General features: G+C 59.0%; 29 protein-coding genes. 27 read left to right on the forward strand and 2 right to left on the reverse strand.

Features of this window, described 5'->3' with window-relative positions:
- Positions 1-134: 134 nt before the first annotated feature.
- The 25 genes from JIO00_RS06100 to recX all read left to right on the forward strand — a co-directional run bounded on the left by JIO00_RS06100 (position 135) and on the right by recX (position 20,112).
- On the forward strand, positions 135-869 hold the full coding sequence (locus JIO00_RS06100) for a LexA family transcriptional regulator (RefSeq protein ID WP_042932336.1): 735 nt from the start codon (positions 135-137) through the stop codon (positions 867-869).
- A gap of 498 nt (positions 870-1,367) precedes the next feature.
- On the forward strand, positions 1,368-1,715 hold the full coding sequence (locus tag JIO00_RS06105; RefSeq protein WP_010462762.1) for a phage holin family protein: 348 nt from the start codon (positions 1,368-1,370) through the stop codon (positions 1,713-1,715).
- A 131-nt stretch (positions 1,716-1,846) separates the two neighbouring features.
- Entirely contained in the window at positions 1,847-2,431 is a 585-nt protein-coding gene (locus JIO00_RS06110) for a phage tail terminator protein (RefSeq protein WP_010462760.1), read from the forward strand.
- The gene (locus JIO00_RS06115) at positions 2,428-2,610 is read left to right on the forward strand and encodes a DUF2635 domain-containing protein (protein WP_010462758.1); all 183 of its coding nucleotides are present in this window, start codon (positions 2,428-2,430) and stop codon (positions 2,608-2,610) included. Before JIO00_RS06110 ends, JIO00_RS06115 begins: the two co-directional genes overlap by 4 nt.
- Positions 2,610-4,106, forward strand: coding sequence for a phage tail sheath subtilisin-like domain-containing protein (locus JIO00_RS06120; RefSeq protein ID WP_077748339.1), 1,497 nt, complete (start codon positions 2,610-2,612; stop codon positions 4,104-4,106). The genes JIO00_RS06115 and JIO00_RS06120 overlap by 1 nt, the downstream gene beginning before the upstream one ends.
- 80 nt (positions 4,107-4,186) lie before the next feature.
- The gene (locus tag JIO00_RS06125) at positions 4,187-4,534 is read left to right on the forward strand and encodes a phage tail tube protein (protein WP_109628232.1); all 348 of its coding nucleotides are present in this window, start codon (positions 4,187-4,189) and stop codon (positions 4,532-4,534) included.
- On the forward strand, positions 4,531-4,827 hold the full coding sequence (locus JIO00_RS06130; protein WP_172792335.1) for a phage tail assembly protein: 297 nt from the start codon (positions 4,531-4,533) through the stop codon (positions 4,825-4,827). Before JIO00_RS06125 ends, JIO00_RS06130 begins: the two co-directional genes overlap by 4 nt.
- A 130-nt stretch (positions 4,828-4,957) precedes the next feature.
- Positions 4,958-6,835 carry a hypothetical protein gene (locus JIO00_RS06135; RefSeq protein ID WP_010462750.1) on the forward strand — a complete coding sequence of 626 codons (1,878 nt, stop codon included), beginning with the start codon at positions 4,958-4,960 and terminating at the stop codon, positions 6,833-6,835.
- A complete protein-coding gene (locus JIO00_RS06140) occupies positions 6,822-8,057 on the forward strand; it encodes a DNA circularization protein (RefSeq protein ID WP_010462749.1) in 1,236 nt (411 codons plus the stop codon). The genes JIO00_RS06135 and JIO00_RS06140 overlap by 14 nt, the downstream gene beginning before the upstream one ends.
- 2 nt (positions 8,058-8,059) lie before the next feature.
- The gene (locus tag JIO00_RS06145; protein ID WP_010462746.1) at positions 8,060-9,103 is read left to right on the forward strand and encodes a phage baseplate assembly protein; all 1,044 of its coding nucleotides are present in this window, start codon (positions 8,060-8,062) and stop codon (positions 9,101-9,103) included.
- Positions 9,104-9,177: 74 nt separating this feature from the next.
- Positions 9,178-9,687: a phage baseplate assembly protein V gene (locus tag JIO00_RS06150; protein WP_010462745.1), complete on the forward strand. Its 510-nt coding sequence runs from the start codon at positions 9,178-9,180 to the stop codon at positions 9,685-9,687.
- A complete protein-coding gene (locus JIO00_RS06155) occupies positions 9,687-10,085 on the forward strand; it encodes a phage GP46 family protein (protein WP_172792338.1) in 399 nt (132 codons plus the stop codon). The genes JIO00_RS06150 and JIO00_RS06155 overlap by 1 nt, the downstream gene beginning before the upstream one ends.
- Entirely contained in the window at positions 10,075-11,115 is a 1,041-nt protein-coding gene (locus tag JIO00_RS06160) for a baseplate J/gp47 family protein (RefSeq protein WP_010462741.1), read from the forward strand. The genes JIO00_RS06155 and JIO00_RS06160 overlap by 11 nt, the downstream gene beginning before the upstream one ends.
- Positions 11,106-11,705: a YmfQ family protein gene (locus JIO00_RS06165; protein ID WP_010462739.1), complete on the forward strand. Its 600-nt coding sequence runs from the start codon at positions 11,106-11,108 to the stop codon at positions 11,703-11,705. The genes JIO00_RS06160 and JIO00_RS06165 overlap by 10 nt, the downstream gene beginning before the upstream one ends.
- An 11-nt stretch (positions 11,706-11,716) precedes the next feature.
- A complete protein-coding gene (locus JIO00_RS06170) occupies positions 11,717-12,868 on the forward strand; it encodes a hypothetical protein (RefSeq protein ID WP_010462737.1) in 1,152 nt (383 codons plus the stop codon).
- Positions 12,865-13,380 (forward strand): hypothetical protein, encoded by a 516-nt coding sequence (locus tag JIO00_RS06175; RefSeq protein WP_042932334.1) that lies wholly within the window; start codon positions 12,865-12,867, stop codon positions 13,378-13,380. Before JIO00_RS06170 ends, JIO00_RS06175 begins: the two co-directional genes overlap by 4 nt.
- Positions 13,381-13,504: 124 nt before the next feature.
- Positions 13,505-14,599, forward strand: coding sequence for a phage tail protein (locus JIO00_RS06180; RefSeq protein ID WP_200667805.1), 1,095 nt, complete (start codon positions 13,505-13,507; stop codon positions 14,597-14,599).
- Between the two features lie 7 nt (positions 14,600-14,606).
- The gene (locus JIO00_RS06185; RefSeq protein ID WP_010462731.1) at positions 14,607-15,167 is read left to right on the forward strand and encodes a tail fiber assembly protein; all 561 of its coding nucleotides are present in this window, start codon (positions 14,607-14,609) and stop codon (positions 15,165-15,167) included.
- Between the two features lie 39 nt (positions 15,168-15,206).
- Positions 15,207-16,418, forward strand: coding sequence for a carbohydrate-binding protein CenC (locus JIO00_RS06190; RefSeq protein WP_200667807.1), 1,212 nt, complete (start codon positions 15,207-15,209; stop codon positions 16,416-16,418).
- A gap of 11 nt (positions 16,419-16,429) precedes the next feature.
- A complete protein-coding gene (locus JIO00_RS06195) occupies positions 16,430-16,834 on the forward strand; it encodes a phage tail assembly chaperone (RefSeq protein WP_200667809.1) in 405 nt (134 codons plus the stop codon).
- Between the two features lie 3 nt (positions 16,835-16,837).
- On the forward strand, positions 16,838-17,401 hold the full coding sequence (locus tag JIO00_RS06200) for a glycoside hydrolase family 19 protein (protein WP_145307543.1): 564 nt from the start codon (positions 16,838-16,840) through the stop codon (positions 17,399-17,401).
- Positions 17,383-17,919: a lysis system i-spanin subunit Rz gene (locus JIO00_RS06205; protein ID WP_200667811.1), complete on the forward strand. Its 537-nt coding sequence runs from the start codon at positions 17,383-17,385 to the stop codon at positions 17,917-17,919. The genes JIO00_RS06200 and JIO00_RS06205 overlap by 19 nt, the downstream gene beginning before the upstream one ends.
- Before the next feature lie 80 nt (positions 17,920-17,999).
- The gene (locus tag JIO00_RS06210; RefSeq protein ID WP_010462721.1) at positions 18,000-18,500 is read left to right on the forward strand and encodes a CinA family protein; all 501 of its coding nucleotides are present in this window, start codon (positions 18,000-18,002) and stop codon (positions 18,498-18,500) included.
- Between the two features lie 83 nt (positions 18,501-18,583).
- Positions 18,584-19,636: a recombinase RecA gene (gene recA / locus JIO00_RS06215; RefSeq protein ID WP_007907270.1), complete on the forward strand. Its 1,053-nt coding sequence runs from the start codon at positions 18,584-18,586 to the stop codon at positions 19,634-19,636.
- An 8-nt stretch (positions 19,637-19,644) separates the two neighbouring features.
- The gene (recX, locus tag JIO00_RS06220) at positions 19,645-20,112 is read left to right on the forward strand and encodes a recombination regulator RecX (RefSeq protein WP_200667813.1); all 468 of its coding nucleotides are present in this window, start codon (positions 19,645-19,647) and stop codon (positions 20,110-20,112) included.
- Between the two features lie 56 nt (positions 20,113-20,168).
- Here recX and JIO00_RS06225 read toward each other — a convergent pair whose 3' ends face one another.
- Positions 20,169-21,287 (reverse strand): TIGR00730 family Rossman fold protein, encoded by a 1,119-nt coding sequence (locus tag JIO00_RS06225; RefSeq protein ID WP_083374902.1) that lies wholly within the window; start codon positions 21,285-21,287, stop codon positions 20,169-20,171.
- A 478-nt stretch (positions 21,288-21,765) separates the two neighbouring features.
- Between JIO00_RS06225 and JIO00_RS06230 the strand changes: the two genes are divergently transcribed.
- Complete coding sequence (locus JIO00_RS06230; RefSeq protein WP_010462709.1) at positions 21,766-21,960, forward strand: hypothetical protein; 195 nt, start codon at positions 21,766-21,768, stop codon at positions 21,958-21,960.
- On the opposite strand, the gene JIO00_RS06235 is transcribed toward JIO00_RS06230, so the two are convergent.
- Positions 21,961-22,386: a PA3611 family quorum-sensing-regulated virulence factor gene (locus JIO00_RS06235; RefSeq protein WP_008153984.1), complete on the reverse strand. Its 426-nt coding sequence runs from the start codon at positions 22,384-22,386 to the stop codon at positions 21,961-21,963. It abuts the gene before it with no gap.
- Between the two features lie 184 nt (positions 22,387-22,570).
- On the opposite strand from JIO00_RS06235, the gene JIO00_RS06240 reads away from it, so the two are divergent.
- Complete coding sequence (locus JIO00_RS06240) at positions 22,571-23,329, forward strand: tRNA-uridine aminocarboxypropyltransferase (RefSeq protein ID WP_145307539.1); 759 nt, start codon at positions 22,571-22,573, stop codon at positions 23,327-23,329.
- Positions 23,330-23,491: the final 162 nt, after the last annotated feature.

Consider the following 23,491-nt stretch of genomic DNA (forward strand, 5'->3'; position numbering starts at 1 on the left):
GATGGGCGCAAGGTTAACATGAGCGGTCTGCCGGACGCAGGCATGAAAGCCCTGCCGCACATTTCCAATATTTATGCATGATTTATGCGAATCAGCATTTGTCTTCCGAAAAAAGTTCAAGCACTATGCCCGTTATGCAAAAACGCAATGTTTCTACCGTCTTAAGAGCGCTGCTCGATCAGCACGGGATCTCCCCCACGGAGCTTCACCGTCGCACCGGCGTGCCTCAATCCACTCTCTCGCGAATCCTCAGCGGGAAGATCGTCGACCCTTCGGATAAACACATTTCGAAGATCGCCGAGTACTTCGCTGTGAGCACCGATCAGTTGCGCGGGCGTGCGGATGTCGCTGCCACCGGCAATGCCGGGCGCGATCAATTGCATTCCGAACTCAAGGACATAAGTCTGTGGGACGACGACACGCCCGTCGATGATGACGAGGTGTCGGTCCCCTTTCTTCGCGAGGTTGAATTGGCTGCTGGATCAGGAAGATTCGTTATCGAAGAAAGCGAACGCTCTAGCCTGCGCTTCGGCAAGCGCAGCTTGCGCCATAACGGTGTGCAATTCGATCAGGCCAAATGCGTGACCGTGCGCGGCAACAGTATGCTGCCGGTGCTGCGCGATGGCGCCACCGTTGGCGTGAATGCGGGCAAGTGCGGGATTGGCGACATCATTGATGGCGACTTGTATGCCATCAATCACAATGGCCAATTGCGGGTGAAACAGCTTTATCGCTTGCCGACCGGTATTCGCCTGCGCAGCTTCAATCGGGATGAACACCCGGACGAGGACTACACCTTTCAGGAAGTCCAGGAAGAGCAAATCGTCATCCTCGGTCACGTCTTCTGGTGGGGCATGTACGCCCGTTAACCTCACCGCCCTGCAATAAAACCCGCCACCGAGCGGGTTTTTTTTCGCCTGCCACAAACCGTCAGCGCCTTTGTTTGCAGGGCTTTCATGCGCCAGTGCATTTATAACGCATAAATAAATGCATTTACGCATTGACTGTATATGCATCCATGCATATTCTTTGTCTCAAGCCGCTCAACAAAGCAGCTCGAAACGAAGCTCTTTAGTTCCACCACAAAAGGCAGCGATGAACCGGCCTCAACGGTTCAGAGGGTTGGCAACTGACCCGGGTGTGCAGCGTAAAGCACCAGAAGCAGTTATCCGGCGGGCAGGGACCGCGGTCGGAAAAACAATCTGAATGGACTCGTACCGCGCCAGTAGCGCCGAAAAGTCAGCAGGACCGCATTACTGAAAAGCCCGGAACGCTCCGGGCTTTTTGGAATGCCTACCTTCAACACCCCAAGAGACACCGTTTGAAAGAACCACACATCACTCATCAATCACCCCGGGAGGCGTGACATGACAAACGAGCAACAAGCGTTGCTGGACATGCCGATCTGGCTTGTCATCGTGCTCGCCCTGGTGGGCGGGGTGTCCGGCGAAATGTGGCGCGCCGACAAGGACGGCGCCCGCGGCTGGTCACTGCTGCGGCGTCTGGCCTTGCGCTCCGGGGCCTGCGTGATCTGCGGGGTCTCGGCCATCATGCTGCTGTATGCCGCCGGCGTGTCGATCTGGGCCGCTTGCGCATTTGGCTGCCTAACGGCGATGGCCGGGGCGGACGTGGCCATTGGTCTCTATGAGCGCTGGGCGGCCAAGCGGATTGGCGTTTGCGAAGTGCCGCCGCGCGATTCTCGCCAGGATCACTGAAACCCAAGACCAATGGATTGGCGAGCAGCGGTGCCGACCGGCATCCGCCCCGCAAGGACGCGGGTTTCCCATGGCCAGTACCTTTGAATCAAACCCGCCCTCAGCGGGTTTTTAATGCCCGGTGAAAACCCATGAAAATCACTCCACTGATTTCGCAACTGCGTGATCACTGCCCAACCCTCGCCAATCGCGTGGCCGCCGGCATCGACCTCACCACACTGCAAGCCGACAACCCACTGCAAACCCCTTGCGCCTACGTCGTACCGATCGCCGATCTGGCGAGCAAAAGCGTGGCGCAGAACCTGAACCTGCAACCGATCCGCGACAACTTTGAAGTGACCCTGGTGCTCGACACCACGGACGCTACAAAAGCGCTGGATCTGATGCACGACCTGCGGGCCGAGCTGTGGCGTGCGCTGGTGGGTTTCAAGCCCGGCAGCGACTACCAGGCCATCGCGTATGACGGTGGCGAACTGGTTTCCATTAACAGCAGCCGTGCGCTGTATCGCCTGCGCTTTTTTACCGAGTTCCAGCTCGGCCGCAATCTGCCTGGTCAGCCTGCGGAGAGCTGGCACGAACGTGAACTGGACGGCTTGTCGTCCTTTACCGGGGTCACGGTGCGGGTCGATGCGATCGATCCGGCGGACCCCAATCTGAAACGCCCGGGGCCCGACGGGCGCCTGGAACTGACTTTCTCTGGAGACGTAACCCCATGAGCAAACGCATCACCGTGCTGCCGGCCCCAGGCCGTGCCGTGCCCGACCCGGAAGCGGGCGATCTGTTGCCCCTCGAGGGCCGTGAAGTGCCGGACAACGCCTGGTGGCGTCGACGTCTGGCTGATGGCGATATCACTACCAAAGCCGTGAAAGCGGCAAAACCACAGGGAGCCCAATAATGGCGATCGGATTCAGCAACATCCCCGCGGACATTCGTGTTCCGCTGTTCTACGCCGAGATGGATAACTCGACGGCCAATAGCGCATCCTCGGCCATGCGCCGTCTGATCGTCGCCCAGGTCAACGACAACATTGCGCCGGCCGACGTCGGCAAGCTGGTGCTGGTGTCCAGCGTGGCGCTGGCCAAAAGCGTCGGTGGCCAAGGCTCGATGCTGGCCTCTATGTACGAGACGTTTCGCAAGACCGATCCGGTCGGCGAGATCTGGTGTCTGCCGCTGCACAACACAGAAGGCAGCATTGCCAAAGGCGTGCTGACCCTGACTGGCGCGGCCACCCAAAGCGGTGTGCTCAACCTCTATGTGGGTGGCGTTCGCGTTCAAGCGGCCATCGTCAACGGCGCGACGGCGACTCAAGCGGCAACGACGCTGGCGCTGAAAATCAACGCAGCTGCCGATCTGCCGGTCACCGCCGCTGCGGCTGAAGGTGTCGTGACCCTGAGTGCCAAGTGGACCGGCGACAGCGGCAACGACATCAGCCTGCAATTCAATCGCCTGGGCAAGAGCAATGGCGAAGAAACGCCGGCCGGCCTGACCTCGGCAATCACCGCCATGACCGGCGGCGCCGGGGTCCCGGATCAGGTTGGAGCCGTGGCAGCGCTGGGCGATGAGCCGTTCGAGTTCATCTGCATGCCGTGGTCGGACCTGTCGACCCTCAACACCTGGCAAGCCGTCATGGATGACAGCACCGGTCGTTGGTCCTGGGCCAAGCAATTGTTCGGTCACGTCTACAGCGCCAAGCGCGGCACTATCGGAACACTGGTTGCCGCTGGTCAGGCGCGTAACGATCAGCACATGACCATTCAGGCGCTGGAACCGGGCGTACCGCAACCGTTCTGGGTTCAGGCCGCTGCACTGGCTGCACGCACGTCGGTGTTCATCTCCGCCGATGCCAGTCGTCCGACTCAAAGCGGTAGCCTGCCAGGTCTCGATCCGGCTCCGGCGAGCGAACGTTTTACCCTGACTGAGCGTCAGTCGCTGCTGAACTACGGCATCGCCACTGCCTACTACGAAGGCGGCTACGTGCGCATTCAGCGCTCGATCACCACCTACCAGAAGAATGCCTACGGCCAAGCCGACAATTCCTACCTGGACAGCGAAACCATGCACCAGTCGGCGTTCATTGTGCGGCGCCTGCAAAGCGTGATTACCAGCAAGTACGGTCGCCACAAACTGGCTTCCGACGGCACCCGTTTCGGCGCCGGCCAGCCGATTGTGACCCCGAGCACTATTCGCGGTGAGCTGATTGCCCAGTACGCCAAGCTCGAACTGGAAGGCCACGTCGAAAACGCCGAGCTGTTCGCCCAGCACCTGATCGTCGAGCGCGACGTGCAGGACCCGAGCCGGGTCAACGTGCTGTTCCCGCCGGATTACATCAACGGCTTGCGCGTGTTCGCGCTGCTCAACCAATTCCGTCTGCAGTACGACGACGCGGCGTGATCGCTGCCGTTCTCTGACTGTAAAGACTGTGTGATTTCAGCCCACCGCGCGTGGGCTTTTTATTTGAAGGGAGAAACACCATGGGTCAACTGATTGCAGGCACCTGCTACGTCAAAGTGGACGGCGCTCAACTGACCATCAACGGCGGCTGCGAAGCGCCTCTGATGGCGGTGAAACGGGAAACCGTCGTACCCGGCTTCTACAAGGAAACCGATATCGCACCGTCGTTTAAAGTCACAGCGCTGCACACCGCGGACTTCCCGCTCAAACAGCTGGTAGCCGGTTCCGACATGACCGTCACCTGCGAGTTCAGCAACGGCAAAGTCTACGTGCTGGCCGGTGCCTATCTGGTTGAAGAGCCAGCCTCCAAGGGCGATGACGCCACCATCGAACTGAAATTCGAAGGCATCAAGGGGACCTGGCAATGAGCGGCGCCGTGAAGCTTCAGGTTGCGATCGAAGCTCACGGCGAGCCCTTGACCGAACTCAACCTGCGCCGTCCGACGGTGCAGGAAGTTCGAGCGATAAAGGCGCTGCCGTACAAGATCGACAAGAGCGAAGAAGTGAGCCTGGACATGGACGTCGCGGCCAAATACATCGCGATCTGCGCCGGCATCCCGCCGTCGTCGGTCAACCAGTTGGACCTGGCTGACCTCAACGCGCTGAGCTGGGCCGTCGCCAGTTTTTTCATGAGTGCGGCGTCGGCGCCATCACCGACCTGATCGCAGTCGCCTATGACCTGGCCTGGTTCTGGAAGGTTGACCCCGAACAGATGATGGCCAGGCCACTGGATGTGCTCCGCGAATCGCTGGAGCACGCGCAACGGATCAATGCGATGCAGCAGGTGCAGTGATGGCGAATACACAGATAAACATGAGCCAGACGAATATCCAGGCCACGGTGAACATGATCGTGGTGATGCAGGGCGCCAAGAAACTGGACGCCGAGCTGAAGGGCATTCGTGGCAAGGTCGCATCGTTTAAAAAGAGCATGGAGGACAGCGGTCTCAAGCCGCTGGATCTCTCTGGATTTATCTCCGGCGGCGGTTTGCTGAAGCCGTTTCAGGACAGCATCAAAAAAGCGATCGCGTTTCAGGATGAGTTGGCGAAAAAGGCCAGCAGTCTCAAAGGGCTCAAAGTCCCCAAAGTCGGCCTCGGGGAAACGTCCGCCAACCTCGCCAAATTCAACAAGGCGCTGGATGACATTTCGTTGAAAGTCGGCCAGGCATTGCTCCCGGCCCTCAACAGCATCGTCACTGCGCTCGCGCCGGTAATGACCTCTATCGGCCAGTTTGTGGCGGCCAACCCTTATCTGGTGGAAGGATTGGCCGCCGCCGCGGTGGCTTTCACCGTTGTCACGGTGGCAGCGATGGGCCTGGCCACGGTGATGGGCATTTTGACCTCGCCGATTGGCTTGATTGCCGCTGCTGTCGCGGCGGTCGTCGCGGTCCTCGTTATCGGCGCCCGATTGATAATGGACAACTGGCAGCCGATTTCAGGATTTTTCACCGGGCTCTGGCAAGGCATTTCAAGTGAGTCCGACGCTGCGATTACCCGGGTCAAGGCACTGTTCGACTGGAAGCCGGGTGAAGTTGTGAAGAAATATTGGAATGAAGCGGGCGACTATATGTCCGGCGCCATAGACAGGGGTGGCGCCTTCACCCGCAAGTCACTGGATGAGGTGAAGTCTGCCTTCTTCGAAGCCGGTATCAGCGTCACCACCACGGTTGCCGGATGGCTGGGCACAATCAAACCCTACTTTGACTGGTCGCCAAAAGAGCAGGTCGACAAGGCGATTGGGGCGGTCGTTCGTATTTACAACGATGTCGGTAACAACTTGATCAACACAGTTGCCGGATGGCTGGACACACTCAAATCGTACTTCGACTGGTCGCCAAAAGGGCAAATCGACAAGGCGATGAGCGCGGTCGTCGGCGTCTATACCGATGTCTTTGACGGCATTACCGCTCGTGTCGTTGCGGGGCTGGAAACCCTCAAGTCAGTGTTCACCTGGTCGCCCAAGGCGCTCATCGAAGAAACCTGGCAACCGGTGGCGGGTGTTTTCACTGCGCTATGGGACGTCATCTGGGCACTGAGCGCGCCGGTGGCGGACCGTCTCAAAGGTTTGTTCGATTGGTCGGCGCAGGAACGGGTCCGCGTTTGCTGGGAAGGCGTGGAAGGTTTTTTTGCCGGTTTGTGGGAATCCTTGACTGGCCCGCTACAGACAGTAAAAGACCTGTTCCAGTCGCTATTCGGTTGGTCGCCCAAGGACCAGTTCACAGCAAACTGGGAACCCCTGTTGGGTTGGTTCAGCGATTTGTCGGCGAAACTACAGGCTGTGATAGGGCCAATCAGAGCGCTGCTGGATGGCAACCTTTCCGGTTTTGTCGCGACAATCACCGGCAACGTTGACAGTGTCACCGAGCAGAGTGGCAAGCCAGGTGCTGACGGCGAAAATGGCCTGGCGCCTTCGTTCTTCCGCAAGAACACGCCGGCCCCGCAAACGACTTCAGTGTCGTCCGGCAGTCTCCCCCAACACTCCAGCGCCCTGATCCAGCAAACCGCTACCAACAACCGCACGCAACTCGAAGGCGGCCTGACCGTGCGCTTCGAAAATGCGCCGGCGGGCATGCGCACCGATCAACCACAAACCAATCAACCGGCGCTGGCGCTCACTTCGCGCATCGGCTACCGCTCACTTTCACTTGGAGGTTCCAATGAGCTGGCGTGATCGTTTGATGCCGGCGTCCTTTCGGGGTGTCGGATTCTGGGTTGATCAGGCGAAATCCCCGGTCGGCCAAAAAGGCCAGTTGCACGAGTATCCGCAGCGAGACCTGCCGTACTTCGAAGGCCTTGGCCAACAGGCGAAGATTCACGATCTGACGGCGTTCATCGTCGGCCCCGATTGCCTGGAGCAGCGCGACAAGTTGCTCAAGGCGCTGGAGCAGGGCAGTGGCGAGCTGGTCCATCCGTGGCTCGGACGGCTACAGGTCAAGGTCGGCGAATGCGACATGACCCACACCCGCCAGGACGGCGGGTTGGTGACGTTTGCCCTGAAGTTCTACCCGGATGTGCCGGTGCCGTTTCCGGTCGCGGCGATCAGTACACAGAAACTGTTGCTGGCGTCCGCGGACACTTTCCTGGGCTCGGCGGTGGCGCGCTTCGAAGATGCCATGAGCCTGATCCAGGCGGCGCGGATTGGCATTGCCGACCTGCGCAACAGCATCAAGGACATCTACGGGGTGATCCAGCAACAGCTGCAACCGTTGATCGACCAATACCGCCAGATCAGCGACCTGGTCAAAGCCGTGAAGGAATTGCCCAAGGAAGTAGCGGCGGAGTTCAAGGCGTTGCTCGGCGACATCAAGGAGCTCAAGGACTTCGCTCGTGAGGGGTATCGTGGCGTGATTGCCAACGTCTCCCAGCAGGTCGAAGCGATCCGCAAGGCCGATGCACCGAAGCTGACTACCGGCAAAGACACCATGGCCGCGGCTCAGGCACTGACCAACCTGGTGCAGGATGCCTTGGTGGTGCAGGCCGCCAAATGGGTGGCCTTGTTGCCGATTGCGACGTTGCCGGTGAAGGTTTCTCCGTCACCGCTGGATCTGCAGGTAGAGCAGCCGGTCACCCGCCCGGAGGTGCCGGTGATTGATGATGTGCAAAGGGCGCTCAAGGAAATTGAAGAGGCGATCAAACTGGTCGAGGACAAGGCCAATCCTGCGCACTATCAGGCCGCGGCTGATCTGCGCCAGAAGCTGAAAGCGCACCTCAAGGCCGTTGCATCGTCTGGCATCAGGCTGGTGAGCAAGTCTTTTCAGGACAGCCTGCCGGCGCTGGTTGCGATCTACAGACAGGTGGCTGACGCCACTCGGGTCCTGGAAGTGACTCAGCGCAACGGCATTGTCCACCCAGGCTTTCTCCCGCCGCGCGAACTCAAGATCTCCGGGGAGTAGCCATGAACGAGCAGGATAACCGCGTCACGCTGACCGTCGACAATCTGGAATACGGCGGGTGGAAAAGCGTAGAAATCACGGCGGACCTGGAGCGTCAGTTCCGCACCTTCAAACTCGACATCACCTGGCAATGGCCGGGGCAGACCGAGGTGCGCCGGATTCAGCCCGGCGCACCCTGCGAAGTGCGCATCGGCAGTGATCTGGTGCTGACTGGTTATGTGTTCAAGGCACCCATCAGCTATGACGGGCAACGCATCAGCCTGAGCATTGAAGGCAGCTCAAAGACCCAGGACCTGGTGGATTGTGCCGCGACCAATAAACCCAACCAGTGGCACCAGCAATCGCTGCTGCGAATCGTGCAAGACCTGGTCTCGACCTACGGCGGTTATGTCGTCAGTGAAATCCCAGAAACGGCTCGGCGAGACAGTCACACCATTGTGCCCGGCGAGACGGTTTTCCAGTCCATCGACCGATTGCTGTCGTTGTTCCGAGTGTTTTCCACCGATGATGCGCAAGGCCGGGTCGTGCTCGCACGGCCGGGCAGCGGTGGGCGTGCCAGTGAAGCGCTGGAGTTGGGCAAGAACATTCTCTCGGCCAACGCGCCGACGGACTACAGCCAGGTGTTTTCCGAATACCGGGTGATTGGCCAGCAGAAGGGTGACGACAAGAAAAGCGGGGCGGCGGTCAGCGAGGTCGAGGCGGTTTCCACGGACCTTGGCTTCAAGCGACGGCGAACCACGGTGATCAATGAAGGCATGCAGATCACCCCAGAACTGGCCCTGCAAAGGGCCAACTGGGAAAGCGCCACCCGTATGGGCAAGGCCCTGACCACGACCTATCAAGTGCAAGGCTGGCGGCAAGCGAACGGCGATTTGTGGCGACATAACACACTGGTGCGGGTCAAGGATCCGGTGTTGGAAGTGGATGGCGACATGCTGATTTCCAAGGTCACTTACTCGCTTTCGCAGCAGGGCTCAATCACAACCCTGCAAGTCGCGCCACCTCACACGTTCGACGCCAACCCCGCGCCGCCCAAGAAAGCCTGAACTTGGCGCCGGATCTTCCGTGCGTCCCATTCTGTGAATGATCGCGTTCGGGCCGATTATCCGAAGGAAACCCAATGAGCCTACTGACACGCCTCCTGGCGCGCGGCACCGTCGTGCTCGCCAACTCGGCCACCAAGCTTCAATCGCTGCAAATGCGCCTCACCGCCGGCGAAGTGAACGACGACATGGAGCACTTTGAACCCTACGGTTTCACCAGCAACCCGCTGGCCGGCGCCGAAGGTATCGCCACGTTTCTGGGCGGTGACCGTTCCCACGCCATCGTGTTGGTGGTCGCCGACCGTCGCTATCGCCTCAAGGCCCTGGCCCAGGGCGAAGTGGCGATCTACACCGACGAGGGCGACAAGATCCACTTCAAGCGCGGGCGGGTCATCGACATCGAAACCGCGACCCTGAACATCCGCGCCAGTACCGCCGTAAACATCGACACGCCGGTGATCAATCAGACGGGCAAGGTCGTCTCCACTGGCGATCAGATTGCCGGCGGCATCAGCCAGATCAAGCACGTGCACGTCGGCGTGCAGGCGGGCAACGGCCAGACCGGTGTACCGGCAGGAGGGCAGTGATGTTCATCAGTCAGAACCTCCACGCCGCGCTGACCCGTTCAGTGCTGATCAGCCTGTTCACCTGGCGCCGCGCCGCCGATGACGATGCCCTCGATGACGAAGAACGTTTCGGCTGGTGGGGCGACACCTTTCCGACAGTGGCGGACGACCGGATCGGCTCGCGGCTGTGGCTGCTGCGCCGGGTCAAGTTGACCCGCCAGACCCAGATGGACGCCGAGTTCTATGCCCGTGAAGCCTTGCAATGGCTGCTCGATGACGGCCATTGCAGCGCCATCGACATCATCAGCGAACGCCTCGACGCCCAGCGCCTGAGCCTGCGCACGGTCCTGACCCTGGCCGACGGCGAGCGCCTGGACATCAATCCTGATAACAGTTGGCAGGTGATTTATGCCGTTTGAAACTCCTTCGCTGCCGGTGCTGATCAAACGCGCCCAAAGCGACCTGGCCAGCGATTCGCTGCGCCAGTCCGATGCGCAAGTGCTGGCCCGAACCCTCGGCGGCGCGGCTTATGGTCTGTATGGCTACCTTGACTGGATTGCCGAGCAGATTCTGCCAGACAAAGCCGATGAGTCGACGCTGGAACGGATCGCCGCATTGCGCCTGAACCAGCCACGTAAAGCGGCGCAAGCGGCGACGGGCAGTGTCAGTTTTACCGCCAGCGCCGGTGCTGTGCTGGACGTCGACACGTTGCTGCAATCGAGCGACGGTCGCACGTATAAAGTCACCGCTTCACGCACCACCAGCAATGGCCTCAACAGCACGACCATCGCAGCGCTCGACGCTGGCAGCCTGGGCAATGCCGACGCCGGCCTGACGCTGATTCCGGTGCAGCCGATTCTGGGCATTGTCGGCAGCAGCTTCACTGTTGAGGCTCCGGGATTGATCGGTGGTGTCGCGCAGGAAAGTCTGGAGTCCCTGCGGTCCAGGGTGATCAGTTCCTATCGCATCATCCCCCATGGTGGTTCGGCGCAAGATTACGAAACCTGGGCGCTGGAATTTCCCGGGGTCACCCGTGCCTGGTGCCGCGGCAGTTACCTGGGCCCAGGCACCGTTGGCTTGTTCATCATGCGCGATGACGATCCACAACCGTTGCCCACCCCCGTGCAACTGGCTGAAGTCCAGGCCTACATCGAACCGCTGCGCCCGGTTACCGCCGAGTTGCACGTGTTGCCACCGGTACAAAAGCCAGTCACCTATCAACTGAGTCTGACGCCCGATACCAGCGCTGTCCGCGCCGCTGTCGAGGCGCAACTGCGCGATCTGCACAACCGCGAAGCCGGCCTGGGTGACACCTTGCTGATCAGCCACATCCGTGAAGCGATCAGCAGCGCCACGGGTGAAAGCGATCATGTACTGGCCAGTCCGTCAGCCAATGTGCAAGCCGCCGTCAACCAGTTGCTGACCTTCGGGGGTTGCGTATGGCAGTGATCAGAACCGCCGCGCAGTACCAGGCGCAACTGCGCAGTTTGCTGCCCAGCGGCCCGGCCTGGGATCCCGAACGAGTGCCGGAACTCGAGGAGGTCCTCGAAGGCGTGTCTCAGGAACTGGCTCGCCTCGACGCTCGCGCCGCCGACCTGCTCAACGAGATGGACCCGGCAGGCGTCAGCGAACTGGTGCCGGACTGGGAGCGAGTGATGAACCTGCCCGACCCGTGTCTTGGCGCCACGCCGCTGTTCGACGACCGACGACTTGCCGTGCGCCGCCGACTGCTCGCGGTCGGCAGTCAGGCCGTCAGCTACTACATCGAGATCGCCCGCACTCAAGGCTACCCGAACGCGACCATCACCGAACACGAAGCCCCGCGGATGGGGCGCGCACGATTCGGTGCGGCGCATTTTGGCACATGGCAGGTGCAGTTCATGTGGACGCTCAACACTGGCGGGCGTTTGTTGCTCGGTCGACGTTTCGGTGCCAGTTACTGGGGCGAACGCTTCGGCATGAACCCGGGTTCAGCCCTGGAATGCCTGATCCACCGCAGTGCCCCGGCGCATACCAAGGTGCACATCAATTATGACTAGGAAGTAGAGAGATGGATTTTCCAACGAAAGTGCCCAGCGCCGGGTTGGTGGACGGCAAGTTTATCGATGAGAACCCGATGACCGGGACGCCGGGGTCACTGATTCCGGCAAGCTGGGGCAATGGGGTGACGCAGGAAATTGTGAACGTGATTAAGGCCGGAGATTTGACACCGGACGAGACGAAGTATGACCAATTGCTGCAAGCCATTCAGAGCGTTTCGGCCAAGGGCTGGAATCTCGATTCAGCGTTGCCGATTGGCTCGCTGCCGACACCCACTGTGGCTACAGCTGACGGGCGTCTGTCGGTGACTCCGATGGCGGTGTCTACCAGCGGCGGGAAAGTGTCAATTCCGGCCGGGGTGTTGGTCAGCCTGGGCCAGGAAGTGGTGGCGGGGCAGTTGGGACGGTTACGCACGTTTACCACCCAGGCCTGGAGCAGTGCGGAGATGTTGCCGAATGCCTGGTATTTCTTGAGGGCTCAGGTGGTGGGGGGTGTGCTCAAGTTCTATACCCAGCGCGGCAGTCTGTATGACCTTGCCCCCGCTTCCTTGAAAGGCACGCCAGATGGGGCGGGGGGAGGCGGTTTTCAATCGACTCCGCTGGACATGTGTCTCGCCTGGATCATTAGCAGCACACCTGGATCGGTGCCGTCAGTGTTCCCTATTTACAACCGTTCGAGACTCACTTGGACGCAAACCGTAAATGGCACAGGCGCCATTTATCTACCTCTCGATCCCCATGCGCGTTCGGCACGCCTGATCGTCGGTAACCCGACGCCCTCGTCGACGGATATCTCCGGTGTAGCTTTTGCGCTGTCGGGTTGGGTGGGTGGCAACTACTGCTTTCTCTCACCGGCGCTGACGACCAGCTCCAACCATGACGGCGGTTGGACAACACCGCTGCCGTGTACGATTTTCACCAATAACTTTGTCAACGATGTAACGGTTACCACCCTGACCGCCAGTTTTGACCATTCGCAATTACGCTCGTTGTGGCAGTCCTACCAGGCGGAACACACATTGGGTTCGACCAGTGCCGTCAGCGATGAACTGTTGTTCAGCATGGGCATCAAGAACCATCCCGTGACTGACTATGTTTCGGGTATCGCGGTCAATTTCAGTGCCGCCGTCAATATCAGTTTTTCTTGGGAGCTGATTCGATGAACGTTATTCAAGAGCTTCATCAATTCGAGGACGGACTTCGTCCCCCACAACCTTCTGTTGCGCACGCATGGGATGGAGAAAAGTGGGTGCCGGATGCTTCGAAAGTCGCGCTAATGGAACAGCTGAACATCGAACGCCTGTGCGCCAGAGTTGATGCGGCGGCGGACTATGCGCGCAATGCTCTGGCCGGTGATCCGCTCAAGGCCATGGAATACGCACAAGCCGCTGCCGAGGCTCAGGCTTACATAGACGAAGGCTATCCGAAAAAAGCGGTGCCCCTCTCGGTGTCTGCCTGGGTCGTCAAAGGACGTACCGCCAGGCAGGCGGTAGATCAGATCATTGCCAAGGCAGCTCGATTCAAGGAGGGGCTGCTGACACTTCGAACCCTTCGTTTGAAAGCGAAAGAACAAATCAAAGTTCATATCGCCAAGGGTAAAACCGATCTCGCCAATCAAGTCAGTGAAGACGCGATTGCCGCAATACGTGCTGTGGCGAACGACCTCGCTGGCTAATCCATTCGAAATATCCGCTGTACCCAACGCCCACACTTCCGTGGGTGTTTTTGTTTTTTTCAAACATGACCTGCATTGCCGTTGTGCCATGGCCATGCAGGACTTTATTAAAGGGAGCAGAACGATGGATTATCCAAAAAGCATCCCCAGTGTCGGATTGGTGGCCGGCCGGTTTGTCGATGAAAACCCGGTGGCCGGTACGCCGGGATCTTTGATTCCGGCGGTGTGGGGCAACGCAGTTACGCAAGAGATTCTGGGTGTTGTGGCCGGGGCCGGAATGGCCGCGTCGGAAGCGGACAACGGTCAGTTGCTCAAGGCGATCCAGGCGATTATCGGCGTGACCAGTCCGATGCGCTCGGTGGTCACCCGATTGGCTGCATCGAAAATGCTGGTGCCAGAAGAACTTGGTCTGGTGTTGATTGACGCCAGCTCCGCAGCCGCCACTATCACGCTTGCGCCGGCCAACGTTGCCATGGGCATTCGCGACGTCATTGTGCGACGCGTGGACAACAGCGGCAACCGACTGGTTATCCAGGCTGCCGGCACTGATCGCATCAGATTTCACACCCATTTATCTGCGACCGGTTACACGTTCCTGGTGTTGATGGGCGGCGGCGACTGGTGGCATTTGCGCAGCGATGGCGCCGGTAGTTGGTGGCCTGTGGGGCGGTTTGACAATACCCCTTTGGGTCGACCGTTTTTCGAAACCACCACGTTGCTCAGCCCCGGTGGCTATGGGGCGCTCAACGGTACGGTCATGAACCGTGCGCAATGGCCTTGGTTGTGGGATCACGCCCAACAATCGGGAATGCTTGGCACCGAGGCTGCGCGAGTGGGCAACGAAGGCAAGTGGACCAGTGGTGATGGTGCGTTGACGTTTCGTGGTCCTGAAAACCGCGGGGAGTTCTTGAGGGTTCTGGACGAAGGACGTGGCGTTGATACGGATCGGGCCATGGGCGCCTTCCAGCGCGGCTCGATCCATTCCTATGCACAAGGGGCTAACGGTGGCGGTGCGGTGGGTTCGCGATGGTCCGATAGCCTGGCCGCATTTGGCGCAGATACCCGTGAGGAAATTCAGTATGTATCGGGGTTAAGCAACGGTGGTCCTATCTACCCTGCGGGCACCTCTTACCAAATGGATGCTGCCAATACCTTGCTTTTCGCCTTCAAATCCCGCCCTCGCAACATCGCCTATCCCGGCCGCATCAAACTTATCTGAGGTGTCCATGTTTAATTATCTGATTGATAACTCGGGGGCCTTGTCCGGGCCTGTCGAGTTTTTTGTGACGCCGGGTATTGGCATTCAACTTCCTGGTAATGCCGTGGAGCTTTCATTTGAATTACCTCCGGCGGAACAAGGCCGTAGCTGGGCGCTGGTCAATGATGTTCCGCGCGAAGTGATTGACCGGCGTGGCGTGGTTTATCGCAAAGAAGGTGGAGCCCGGCAGGTCTGGAATGAACTCGGGGAGTTGCCCGACACCTTTACTACTGCTCCGTGGCCGGGAGAGTTTTATATCTGGCGCGATAACACCTGGGAGTTGGACGAACAGGCGCGGTTGGCAGATTTGAGGAATCAGTTGCTGGCCAAGCGCGACGCACTGCTTGGTGACGCGGTCTTGCGCATAGCCCCTCTTCAATATGCCGAAGATATGGGTGACGCCACTCATGATGAGCAACTGGCATTGATGGAGTGGAAGCTCTACAGCGTTGAGTTGAATCGTCTTGAACGGCAAGCAACCTTTCCAGCTGAGATTGACTGGCCGCAACTTCCAGGTTCGACCGAGTGACCCCAACAGCCTCTATGCCCTACAACCAGAGTAGATAAGATGGACTATCCAAAAAGCGTAACCAGCGCGGGGCTGGTCAACGGCCAATTTGTCGATGAAAACCCGGTCGCCGGAACCCCCGGTTCCCTGATTCCTGCCACTTGGGGCAATGCCGTCACCCAGGAAATCGTCAACACCATCACAGCTGCCGGACTGATGCCTTCCGAAAATCAAACGGATCAGTTGAGCCTGGCCATTAAGGAGTTGGCGAAACTCGACCCGCAACAGAATTTTCCTGTACAGGTTTATCGCAAAAACCTGCTGATTAATGGCAACTTCGATATCTGGCAGCGCGGGACAGCCAACTTGGGACCTTATACCGGGGCCTATATTGCTGACCGTTTTCGTTGCGACTGGAACGGGAGCGCCGGGGTGAATATTTCCAGGCAGAATTTTGCACTGGGTCAGACCGAGGTCCCCAATGAACCCCGTTACTTTATGCGTTGGCAGCAAATCACCGCGGGAGTTGGCGCCAGCGTACATAAGATCTCCCAGGCTATCGAATCGGTCAGGACCTTGGCGGGAAGAACCGCGACGTTGACGTTCTGGGCCAAGGCCGACACGGCGCGTCAAATCAATGTGACGATCGCACAGTATTTCGGTGCGGGCGGTAGCGTGGATACGGTGACACCGGTGGGCAGCTTTCAACTCAAGACTTCGTGGTCCCGATACAGTGCAACGATTCAAGTTCCGTCCTTGGCGGGTAAGTCATTAGGAAGTAGTGGTAATGACTTTCTCCGGCTGTCCTTCGACCTGCCTATGAATGTTTTGCAAGTCATTGACCTGGCGCAGGTTCAGTTGGAAGAGGGGCGAGTGTCAACGCCGTTCGAGCTCCGTAGCCCGGGCGATGAGTTGATGATGTGCCAGCGTTATTACGAAAAAACCTACAGTCAGGATGTGCCGCCGGGCACCGTGGCAGGTCCCTACGGTGCACTGATATCCACAGTGAAGCAGGGGCAAACAGGGTTCGCCTCGCAGCCCATGGCTCAGTGGACTTTCAAGGTTGAAAAGAGAGGTACTCCAAGTCTCAGTTTGTATACCACCACGTCAAAGGGGATTGCTGGGCAATGGCGTTCGGGAAGTGACGATATGTCATCGGCTAATGCGCGGGCGCTTGGGGTTTCGACTCGCGGCGTCTGGGTGGATAACTCCGATATCGGGTTGATCACTCAGACGTACTACATCCACGTCACCGCCGACGCCGAACTTTAAGGAGGTTTCTTATGAGCTATCAACTTACTCAAGATCCGGACACTGTCATCCGTCTGCCTGACGGGGCAACCGTTCCCCTTCATCACCGTTTCTGGGATGAATATCAGCAATGGTTGGCGAGCGGTGGTGTGCCGTTGCCTGTGATTCTGGACAGTGCTTCAGAAGCGAAACCCGAACCAGCGACTGTTGCTCGAGCCTGGCGGGATCAAGCATTGGCCGCCAGCCAATGGCTGGTCGACCGTGATCGCGATCAGCAAGCGGCGGGCACTCCGATGACCTTGAACAGCGATCAATATCATGAACTGCTGGATTACCGGCAGGATCTGCGTGACTGGCCCTCAACGGCCAACTTTCCAAAAGACTTCAGCAAACCCCTGGCGCCTGTCTGGTTAAAAACAACGGCCAATGGAACATGACCCATGTCTCTCACTTCAGCTCAGTTACAACAAATATTTCCTAACGCCCGCTCCCAAGCGGGCGTTTTCATTTCTGCCCTTAACAGCGCCATGATCCATCGAAGTATCAATACGGCGAAACGCATCGCTGCGTTCCTCGCACAAGTCGGCCATGAATCCGGGCAGTTGCAGTACGTGCGTGAATTGGGCAACAGCCAATACTTGAGCCAATACGACACCGGCACTTTGGCCTTGCGTTTGGGCAACACGCTGGAAGCCGACGGTGACGGGCAGAAATACCGCGGTCGAGGCCTGATCCAGATCACCGGTCGTGACAACTACCTCCAATGCAGCCTCGGACTGTTCGGCGATGATCGCTTGGTGTTTGTTCCGCAGCTATTGGAACAACCCCAATGGGCCGCCGAATCAGCCGCGTGGTTCTGGGAGCAAAACGGCCTCAATGAACTGGCCGACCGCGATCAGTTCAACAGCATCACCCGGCGCATAAACGGTGGGCTTAACGGTCTGCAAGATCGTCTGCAGCTGTGGGCGCGGGCGAGGGCGGTGCTATGTCAGCCTTCGGTCTGATGCCGATTTCTTACCGGGTGATCGGCCTTGTTGTGTTACTGGCAGTGCTGGCCGGCGGATCGGCGGCGCTGGCCTGGCACTTTCAGGATTGGCGCTATGGCCGGCAACTCGCGGAGCTGGCCAGGCTGCATGCCGAGGCACTGAATCAGCTGACGCTGGCCGCCGCCACGCAGCAACAGGCCGAGCAGGACAAGCGTCTGGCGCTGGAGCAGCGTCTGTCGGCCAGCGAACAAACCCATTACCGAGCGCTTAGCGATGCCCAACGTGATCAAGGTCGCCTGCGCGATCGTCTTGCCACTGCTGATGTGCGCTTGTCAGTCCTCCTCGATGCCGGCGACGTTGCCTCAGGCAATTCAGTGCCAGCCTCCGCCAGCACCCGCAGCCTGGATAATGGCGCCCCGCGAGCCCGACTTGACCCGGCGCATGCTCAACGAATTATCGCCATCACCGATGCCGGCGACAGCGGACTGATTGCCTTGCAGGCTTGCCAGGCCTATGTCAGAGCCATCGCTCGATAACATTTTGACCGATCCTGTGCCTTGCAAGCGCAATCCGCTCGTGTACGGTAGTGCTCATTCCGCTCGCTCAGGAGATGACCGTGAAAGAAATCACTCAACTGGCCGCTGAACTTGGCAGGCGCTTGCAGGTTCTGAATGCCCACGTCGCCGCAGCCGAGTCGTGTACCGGCGGCGGCATCTCAGAGGCGATCACTCGCATTCCGGGGAGTTCGGCGTGGTTCGAGGCCGGTTATGTGACGTATTCCAACCGACAGAAAACCGAGCAGTTGAACGTGCCTCCCGAATTATTCGAAACGGTCGGCGCCGTCAGTCGCGAGGTGGTCGAGGCGATGGTTCGCGGCGCTCAGGAAAAAAGTCAGGCGCATTTTGCCGTGGCGGTCAGCGGTGTGGCCGGCCCCGATGGCGGTTCGCCGAACAAACCGGTCGGCACGGTCTGGCTGGCCTGGGGCGTCGGTGAGCAGGTGTTCAGCGAGGTGCAGCACTTCGCCGGTAACCGCGATGAGGTCCGCCGACAAACGGTTAAGGCCGCGCTAGAGGGGCTGCTGCGTCATGCCGCTGGAGAAATCTCAAATCAGGGGTAGGCGATCCTGAAACGCTGTGGAATAATACTGGCTACTTATACAGGTGTTGGCCGTCAGGCCTTATTGATTACGTGAGGACTTTAATGGACGACAACAAGAAGAAAGCCTTGGCTGCGGCCCTGGGTCAGATCGAACGTCAATTCGGCAAGGGTGCCGTAATGCGTATGGGCGATCAGGACCGTCAGGCGATCCCGGCTATCTCCACTGGCTCTCTGGGTCTGGACATCGCGCTCGGCATTGGCGGTCTGCCAAAAGGTCGTATCGTTGAAATCTACGGTCCTGAATCCTCCGGTAAAACCACGCTGACGCTGTCGGTGATCGCCCAGGCTCAAAAAGCGGGCGCGACCTGCGCATTCGTCGACGCCGAACACGCCCTCGACCCTGAGTACGCCGGCAAACTGGGCGTCAACGTCGACGACCTGCTGGTTTCCCAGCCGGACACCGGCGAGCAAGCCCTGGAAATCACCGACATGCTGGTGCGTTCCAACGCGGTTGACGTGATCATCGTCGACTCCGTGGCCGCGCTGGTTCCGAAGGCTGAAATCGAAGGCGAAATGGGTGACATGCACGTGGGCCTGCAAGCCCGTCTGATGTCCCAGGCGCTGCGTAAAATCACCGGTAACATCAAGAACGCCAACTGCCTGGTAATCTTCATCAACCAGATCCGTATGAAAATCGGCGTGATGTTCGGCAGCCCGGAAACCACCACCGGTGGTAACGCGTTGAAGTTCTACGCTTCGGTTCGTCTGGATATCCGTCGTACCGGCGCGGTGAAAGAAGGTGATGAAGTCGTCGGTAGCGAAACCCGCGTCAAAGTCGTGAAGAACAAGGTGGCTTCGCCGTTCCGTCAGGCCGAGTTCCAGATTCTTTACGGCAAGGGCATCTACCTCAACGGCGAGATGATCGACCTGGGCGTGCTGCACGGTTTCGTTGAGAAGTCCGGCGCCTGGTATGCCTATGAAGGCACCAAGATCGGTCAGGGCAAGGCCAACTCGGCCAAGTTCCTGGCAGACAATCCGGAAATTGCCGCCAAGCTCGAGAAGCAACTGCGTGACAAGTTGCTGACCCCGGCGCCGGACGTCAAAGCATCGCCGGTCAAAGAGACGGCTGATGACCTGGCTGACGCTGATATCTGATTGATCCGATGACCGCCGTACTCGATACACTCGTCGCAGTGCGGCGAACCGCCATGGACCTGCTCGCACGACGCGAGCACGGTCGAGTCGAGCTGACGCGTAAACTGCGTCAGCGCGGTGCTCTCCCTGAAATGATTGACACAGCACTCGACCGTTTGACGGAAGAGGGCCTGCTGTCCGAAGCCCGTTACCTCGAAAGCTTTGTTTCCTACCGTGCTCGCTCCGGCTACGGCCCTTTGCGTATTCGTGAAGAACTGAATCAGCGCGGCCTGCAACGTAACGACATCGAACTCGCCTTGCGCGAGAGCGGTATCAATTGGCAGGAGCAACTGGAAGATACCTGGCGGCGCAAATTTGCCGGGCATCTGCCGATAGACGTTCGGGAACGTGCCAAGCAAGGGCGTTTCCTGAGTTATCGGGGATATTCCATGGAAATGATCGGCCGCTTGTTCAGCGGTCGGGGAATGGATGATTGAATAATAACGGCCCGCTATTTCGATAGCGGGCCGTTTTTTTTTGCCTCGATTTTGCCTCACGTCACCTTGGACGGCTCTCGCGTGCGCTGTTGCGCCTGGGGTTTGGAGTCGGCCCAGTTTTCCGGCAGGTTGATATAGTCCACCAATTCCCGCAGGCGGCCATGATCCCTGGCGTTGAAGTTGAAGGCCAGTCGCGCCAGATGACTGAACTGCGCTTCATCGTGCTCCTCGCCGCTATAGGCGTGCTGATGAAAGTGATCGCTCAGGCACAGGTCGGCGAACGCTTCCTGCATGTGTTCGAGCGCCTGGTCGCTGAGCTTGTGGTTCATGCGGATCACGAACTGATGCTTGAGCCAGCGACTGGAGTGGAAGTTGCCGTAGAACTGATTGATCTGCTCTACCGCTTCTTCGGCGCTGTAGACCAGGCTCACGAGCTTCATGTCGGTGGGCAGGATGTAGCGATTTTCCTCCAGTTGATGATGAATGAAATCCAGCGCGCCTTGCCAGAACTTGCCGCCCGGCGCATCCAGCAGCACTACCGGCACCAATGGGCTTTTGCCGGTCTGAATCAACGTCAACACCTCGAGTGCTTCATCCAGGGTGCCGAAACCACCTGGACACAGGACCAGCGCATCGGCTTCCTTGACGAAGAACAGTTTGCGGGTAAAAAAGAAGTGGAAGGGCAGCAGGTTGGCGGTGCCTTGAACCGTGGGGTTGGCATGCTGCTCGAAGGGCAGGGTGATATTGAACCCCAGGCTGTGTTCCAGGCCGGCACCTTCATGGGCCGCCGCCATGATGCCGCCACCGGCACCGGTGATGACCATCAGGTCCGAGCGCGCGAGCGCGGCGCCGAGTTCCCGGGCCAGGCCATACAGCGGGTGTTCGATCGGTGTGCGCGCCGAGCCGAAAACCGTGACCTTGCGTCGCCCCCTGAACTGTTCGAGCACGCGAAAGGCATGCTCCAGTTCGCGCAGGGTTTGCAGGGTGATCTTGGCGTTCCAGCGGTTGTGGTCTTCCTGGGCCATGCGCAGCACGGTCAGGATCATGTCGCGGTAAATCGGAGTGTTGGGGCTGTTGGGTGAAACCAGGTTGAGTTGCTCTTCGACCTTGCTGATGAGGTCATGGCCGCTTTCTTCGAAATGACGGCTCAGGAGGTCATTCGGTTGGTAAGGCATTCAACTTCTCCTTCTGCACAGAACCCTTGGCACCGACAAAACAGTCGTCAGCGCCGCGACACTTCATGTGTCGCTGTCTGCCCAAGCCCATGCCTGGGCGCTCCACTCGACTCGGTTCGAGTCGTCCATACAGGCTCTGTTTTTCCCTTGGATGAAAGAAACGTTCGCACAACAAGACACGCGATGGGCAGCCCCTTTCCTGCCCTGAAAAGTGATCGTGAACACTCTGAATCTAGACCCTTGCAGAGATTCTCGCTGCCTTGATCATTGCGCCGCAAAGTCTTTCCTGGCAACCGCTTATTGACGATTTGCAAGGTGAATTCACCGTTCGTCCGAACGCAAGCCGCAGGCCTCGCGCTCTGATTTACTAAGTTACAGGCATGACACGACAACTTTGCGTCAAAGGCAGGGCGCACGGTTCAAGCGGTTTAAGGATTTTTCGCTCAAAAAGGGGCGAGGTGCAGGGAGGCTGGAAGCTATGGCCAGAGTCATTCTGGAAATCGATACGCATCTGTATCGATTACTGAAGTCATCCGCCGAGACCAATCATTTGAGTCTTGAGGAGGAGTGTTGCCGGCGTCTGGAAGGCGCCGAGCGGCGTTCGCGATACTTGCAGGCGTTGGTGGCAGAACTGCGCGCCGAGGATGAACAGCGGCGCGCCAATTCCCGATGATTACTTCTTCTTGGCCGGTGCTGCTTTCGGGCAATCCGATTCCTGATAGCTGGCGGAACCGACGGAACGGTTGGTCTTCACTTCAGTGAAGTCGTAGCGCATGACTGCGCCCTTGGCCATCAGTTTACGGAACGATGGGTTGTTGCACACAGAGGCGCCCAGCTGGAAATACACGGCTTTGGGGTCGGCGCGCATCTTGTTGGCGTGGCTGCTTTGTACACTCAGGTGGTTGATCAGCGTGTTGCCTTCAACGGTGTAGCCCTGATCAAGAATGTCTTCGTTGATCGCCCGTGGAGTACCGACACTGCTTTGTGTGGCGACGTTTCGCAGTTCTCTGTTGAGATTCTGCTCACTCAAGGACGCAGCCTGAGCGCTGAAGGACGACGCCAGCAAAATGGCAGCGGTGGGAACGATAAGGCGCAGCATGAAACTCTCCTGGTTCAGTGACTGATGGTTCGACCCGTCACATGACTGTGCGTTCAGTGGCGGCGAATTATAGGGGACGAGGCCTGGACGGTACAGGCTTGCGCCGGCCGCTCTGATAAACTGCCGCCACTTTCTGACTTGCCGAGCGTTATTCGTGTCGATTTCCCCTCCGGTGCTGCCTGCGATGAGCCCTGTAACCCCAACCTTTGCTGCAAACGCCGTCGCCCGCTTGCGCGACGAGCGAGAGGAGGAGGGCATCAAGCCGATCCAGGCCCGTGGCTGGAGGGCGCCGCGTTGCCGTGCCTGCCGCGTGATCGAGAGTCACTGCCTGTGCGCCTGGCGTCCGCAGGTTGAGGCCCGCTCCGGCGTGTGCCTAATCATGACTAACAAAGAAGTGTTCAAGCCGAGCAACACCGGTTGGCTGATCGCCGATGTGGTGCGCGACAACCATGCCTTTATCTGGTCACGCACGGAAACGGATCCGCAGTTGCTGGCGTTGCTGGCCGACCCGCAATGGCAACCGTATCTGGTCTTTCCGGGTGAGTACGTCGAGCCTGAGCGAGTGACGAACACCGTCGAAGCCGATAGCACCAAGCGGCCATTGTTTATTCTGCTCGATGCGACCTGGACCGAAGCCCGGAAGATTTTCCGCAAAAGCCCTTACTTTGATCGGTTGCCGATCCTGAGCCTGTTGCCCGAGAAGCTGTCACGGTACCGGTTGCGCCGCTCGACCCGCAGCGAGCACTTGTGCACCGCCGAAGTGGCGGCACTGTGCCTTGATCTGGCGGGCGATACCGAGGCGGCCTCGGCGCTGGACGCTTATTTCGACGTGTTCAGCCAGCATTACCTTGATGCGAAACATCAGCTGGACATGAACGTGGCAACGCCGGCCCACACCGAACTGATGCCTTTCGTGCAGAACGCGGCGCCGGTGGCCTGCTGATTGTCGCCCATACTGCAAAGAACTGTACCGGCCATGCACCTTGACCACCCCGGTTTCGCTGGGCATGCTTGGCGCCGATTAGGGCGCGGCCAAAGTTTGATACGCCGTATTCTTTGCGTGATAGCCACGTAATTGGCGTTGAACGTGCCCTGCTGGTGCAGC

The sequence above is a fragment of the Pseudomonas sp. SW-3 genome (assembly GCF_016615645.1).
In the GTDB taxonomy this organism is placed as follows: Bacteria; Pseudomonadota; Gammaproteobacteria; order Pseudomonadales; family Pseudomonadaceae; genus Aquipseudomonas; species Aquipseudomonas mandelii.

What these genes read in the sequence shown, in the direction of transcription:
- JIO00_RS06100 (WP_042932336.1), top strand. Translation starts at nt 135, where the DNA reads ATGCAAAAACGCAATGTTTCTACCGTCTTAAGAGCGCTGCTCGATCAG.
- JIO00_RS06105 (WP_010462762.1), top strand. Translation starts at nt 1,368, where the DNA reads ATGACAAACGAGCAACAAGCGTTGCTGGACATGCCGATCTGGCTTGTC.
- JIO00_RS06110 (WP_010462760.1), top strand. Translation starts at nt 1,847, where the DNA reads ATGAAAATCACTCCACTGATTTCGCAACTGCGTGATCACTGCCCAACC.
- JIO00_RS06115 (WP_010462758.1), top strand. Translation starts at nt 2,428, where the DNA reads ATGAGCAAACGCATCACCGTGCTGCCGGCCCCAGGCCGTGCCGTGCCC.
- JIO00_RS06120 (WP_077748339.1), top strand. Translation starts at nt 2,610, where the DNA reads ATGGCGATCGGATTCAGCAACATCCCCGCGGACATTCGTGTTCCGCTG.
- JIO00_RS06125 (WP_109628232.1), top strand. Translation starts at nt 4,187, where the DNA reads ATGGGTCAACTGATTGCAGGCACCTGCTACGTCAAAGTGGACGGCGCT.
- JIO00_RS06130 (WP_172792335.1), top strand. Translation starts at nt 4,531, where the DNA reads ATGAGCGGCGCCGTGAAGCTTCAGGTTGCGATCGAAGCTCACGGCGAG.
- JIO00_RS06135 (WP_010462750.1), top strand. Translation starts at nt 4,958, where the DNA reads ATGGCGAATACACAGATAAACATGAGCCAGACGAATATCCAGGCCACG.
- JIO00_RS06140 (WP_010462749.1), top strand. Translation starts at nt 6,822, where the DNA reads ATGAGCTGGCGTGATCGTTTGATGCCGGCGTCCTTTCGGGGTGTCGGA.
- JIO00_RS06145 (WP_010462746.1), top strand. Translation starts at nt 8,060, where the DNA reads ATGAACGAGCAGGATAACCGCGTCACGCTGACCGTCGACAATCTGGAA.
- JIO00_RS06150 (WP_010462745.1), top strand. Translation starts at nt 9,178, where the DNA reads ATGAGCCTACTGACACGCCTCCTGGCGCGCGGCACCGTCGTGCTCGCC.
- JIO00_RS06155 (WP_172792338.1), top strand. Translation starts at nt 9,687, where the DNA reads ATGTTCATCAGTCAGAACCTCCACGCCGCGCTGACCCGTTCAGTGCTG.
- JIO00_RS06160 (WP_010462741.1), top strand. Translation starts at nt 10,075, where the DNA reads ATGCCGTTTGAAACTCCTTCGCTGCCGGTGCTGATCAAACGCGCCCAA.
- JIO00_RS06165 (WP_010462739.1), top strand. Translation starts at nt 11,106, where the DNA reads ATGGCAGTGATCAGAACCGCCGCGCAGTACCAGGCGCAACTGCGCAGT.
- JIO00_RS06170 (WP_010462737.1), top strand. Translation starts at nt 11,717, where the DNA reads ATGGATTTTCCAACGAAAGTGCCCAGCGCCGGGTTGGTGGACGGCAAG.
- JIO00_RS06175 (WP_042932334.1), top strand. Translation starts at nt 12,865, where the DNA reads ATGAACGTTATTCAAGAGCTTCATCAATTCGAGGACGGACTTCGTCCC.
- JIO00_RS06180 (WP_200667805.1), top strand. Translation starts at nt 13,505, where the DNA reads ATGGATTATCCAAAAAGCATCCCCAGTGTCGGATTGGTGGCCGGCCGG.
- JIO00_RS06185 (WP_010462731.1), top strand. Translation starts at nt 14,607, where the DNA reads ATGTTTAATTATCTGATTGATAACTCGGGGGCCTTGTCCGGGCCTGTC.
- JIO00_RS06190 (WP_200667807.1), top strand. Translation starts at nt 15,207, where the DNA reads ATGGACTATCCAAAAAGCGTAACCAGCGCGGGGCTGGTCAACGGCCAA.
- JIO00_RS06195 (WP_200667809.1), top strand. Translation starts at nt 16,430, where the DNA reads ATGAGCTATCAACTTACTCAAGATCCGGACACTGTCATCCGTCTGCCT.
- JIO00_RS06200 (WP_145307543.1), top strand. Translation starts at nt 16,838, where the DNA reads ATGTCTCTCACTTCAGCTCAGTTACAACAAATATTTCCTAACGCCCGC.
- JIO00_RS06205 (WP_200667811.1), top strand. Translation starts at nt 17,383, where the DNA reads ATGTCAGCCTTCGGTCTGATGCCGATTTCTTACCGGGTGATCGGCCTT.
- recA (WP_007907270.1), top strand. Translation starts at nt 18,584, where the DNA reads ATGGACGACAACAAGAAGAAAGCCTTGGCTGCGGCCCTGGGTCAGATC.
- recX (WP_200667813.1), top strand. Translation starts at nt 19,645, where the DNA reads ATGACCGCCGTACTCGATACACTCGTCGCAGTGCGGCGAACCGCCATG.
- JIO00_RS06225 (WP_083374902.1), bottom strand. Translation starts at nt 21,287, where the DNA reads ATGCCTTACCAACCGAATGACCTCCTGAGCCGTCATTTCGAAGAAAGC.
- JIO00_RS06230 (WP_010462709.1), top strand. Translation starts at nt 21,766, where the DNA reads ATGGCCAGAGTCATTCTGGAAATCGATACGCATCTGTATCGATTACTG.
- JIO00_RS06235 (WP_008153984.1), bottom strand. Translation starts at nt 22,386, where the DNA reads ATGCTGCGCCTTATCGTTCCCACCGCTGCCATTTTGCTGGCGTCGTCC.
- JIO00_RS06240 (WP_145307539.1), top strand. Translation starts at nt 22,571, where the DNA reads ATGAGCCCTGTAACCCCAACCTTTGCTGCAAACGCCGTCGCCCGCTTG.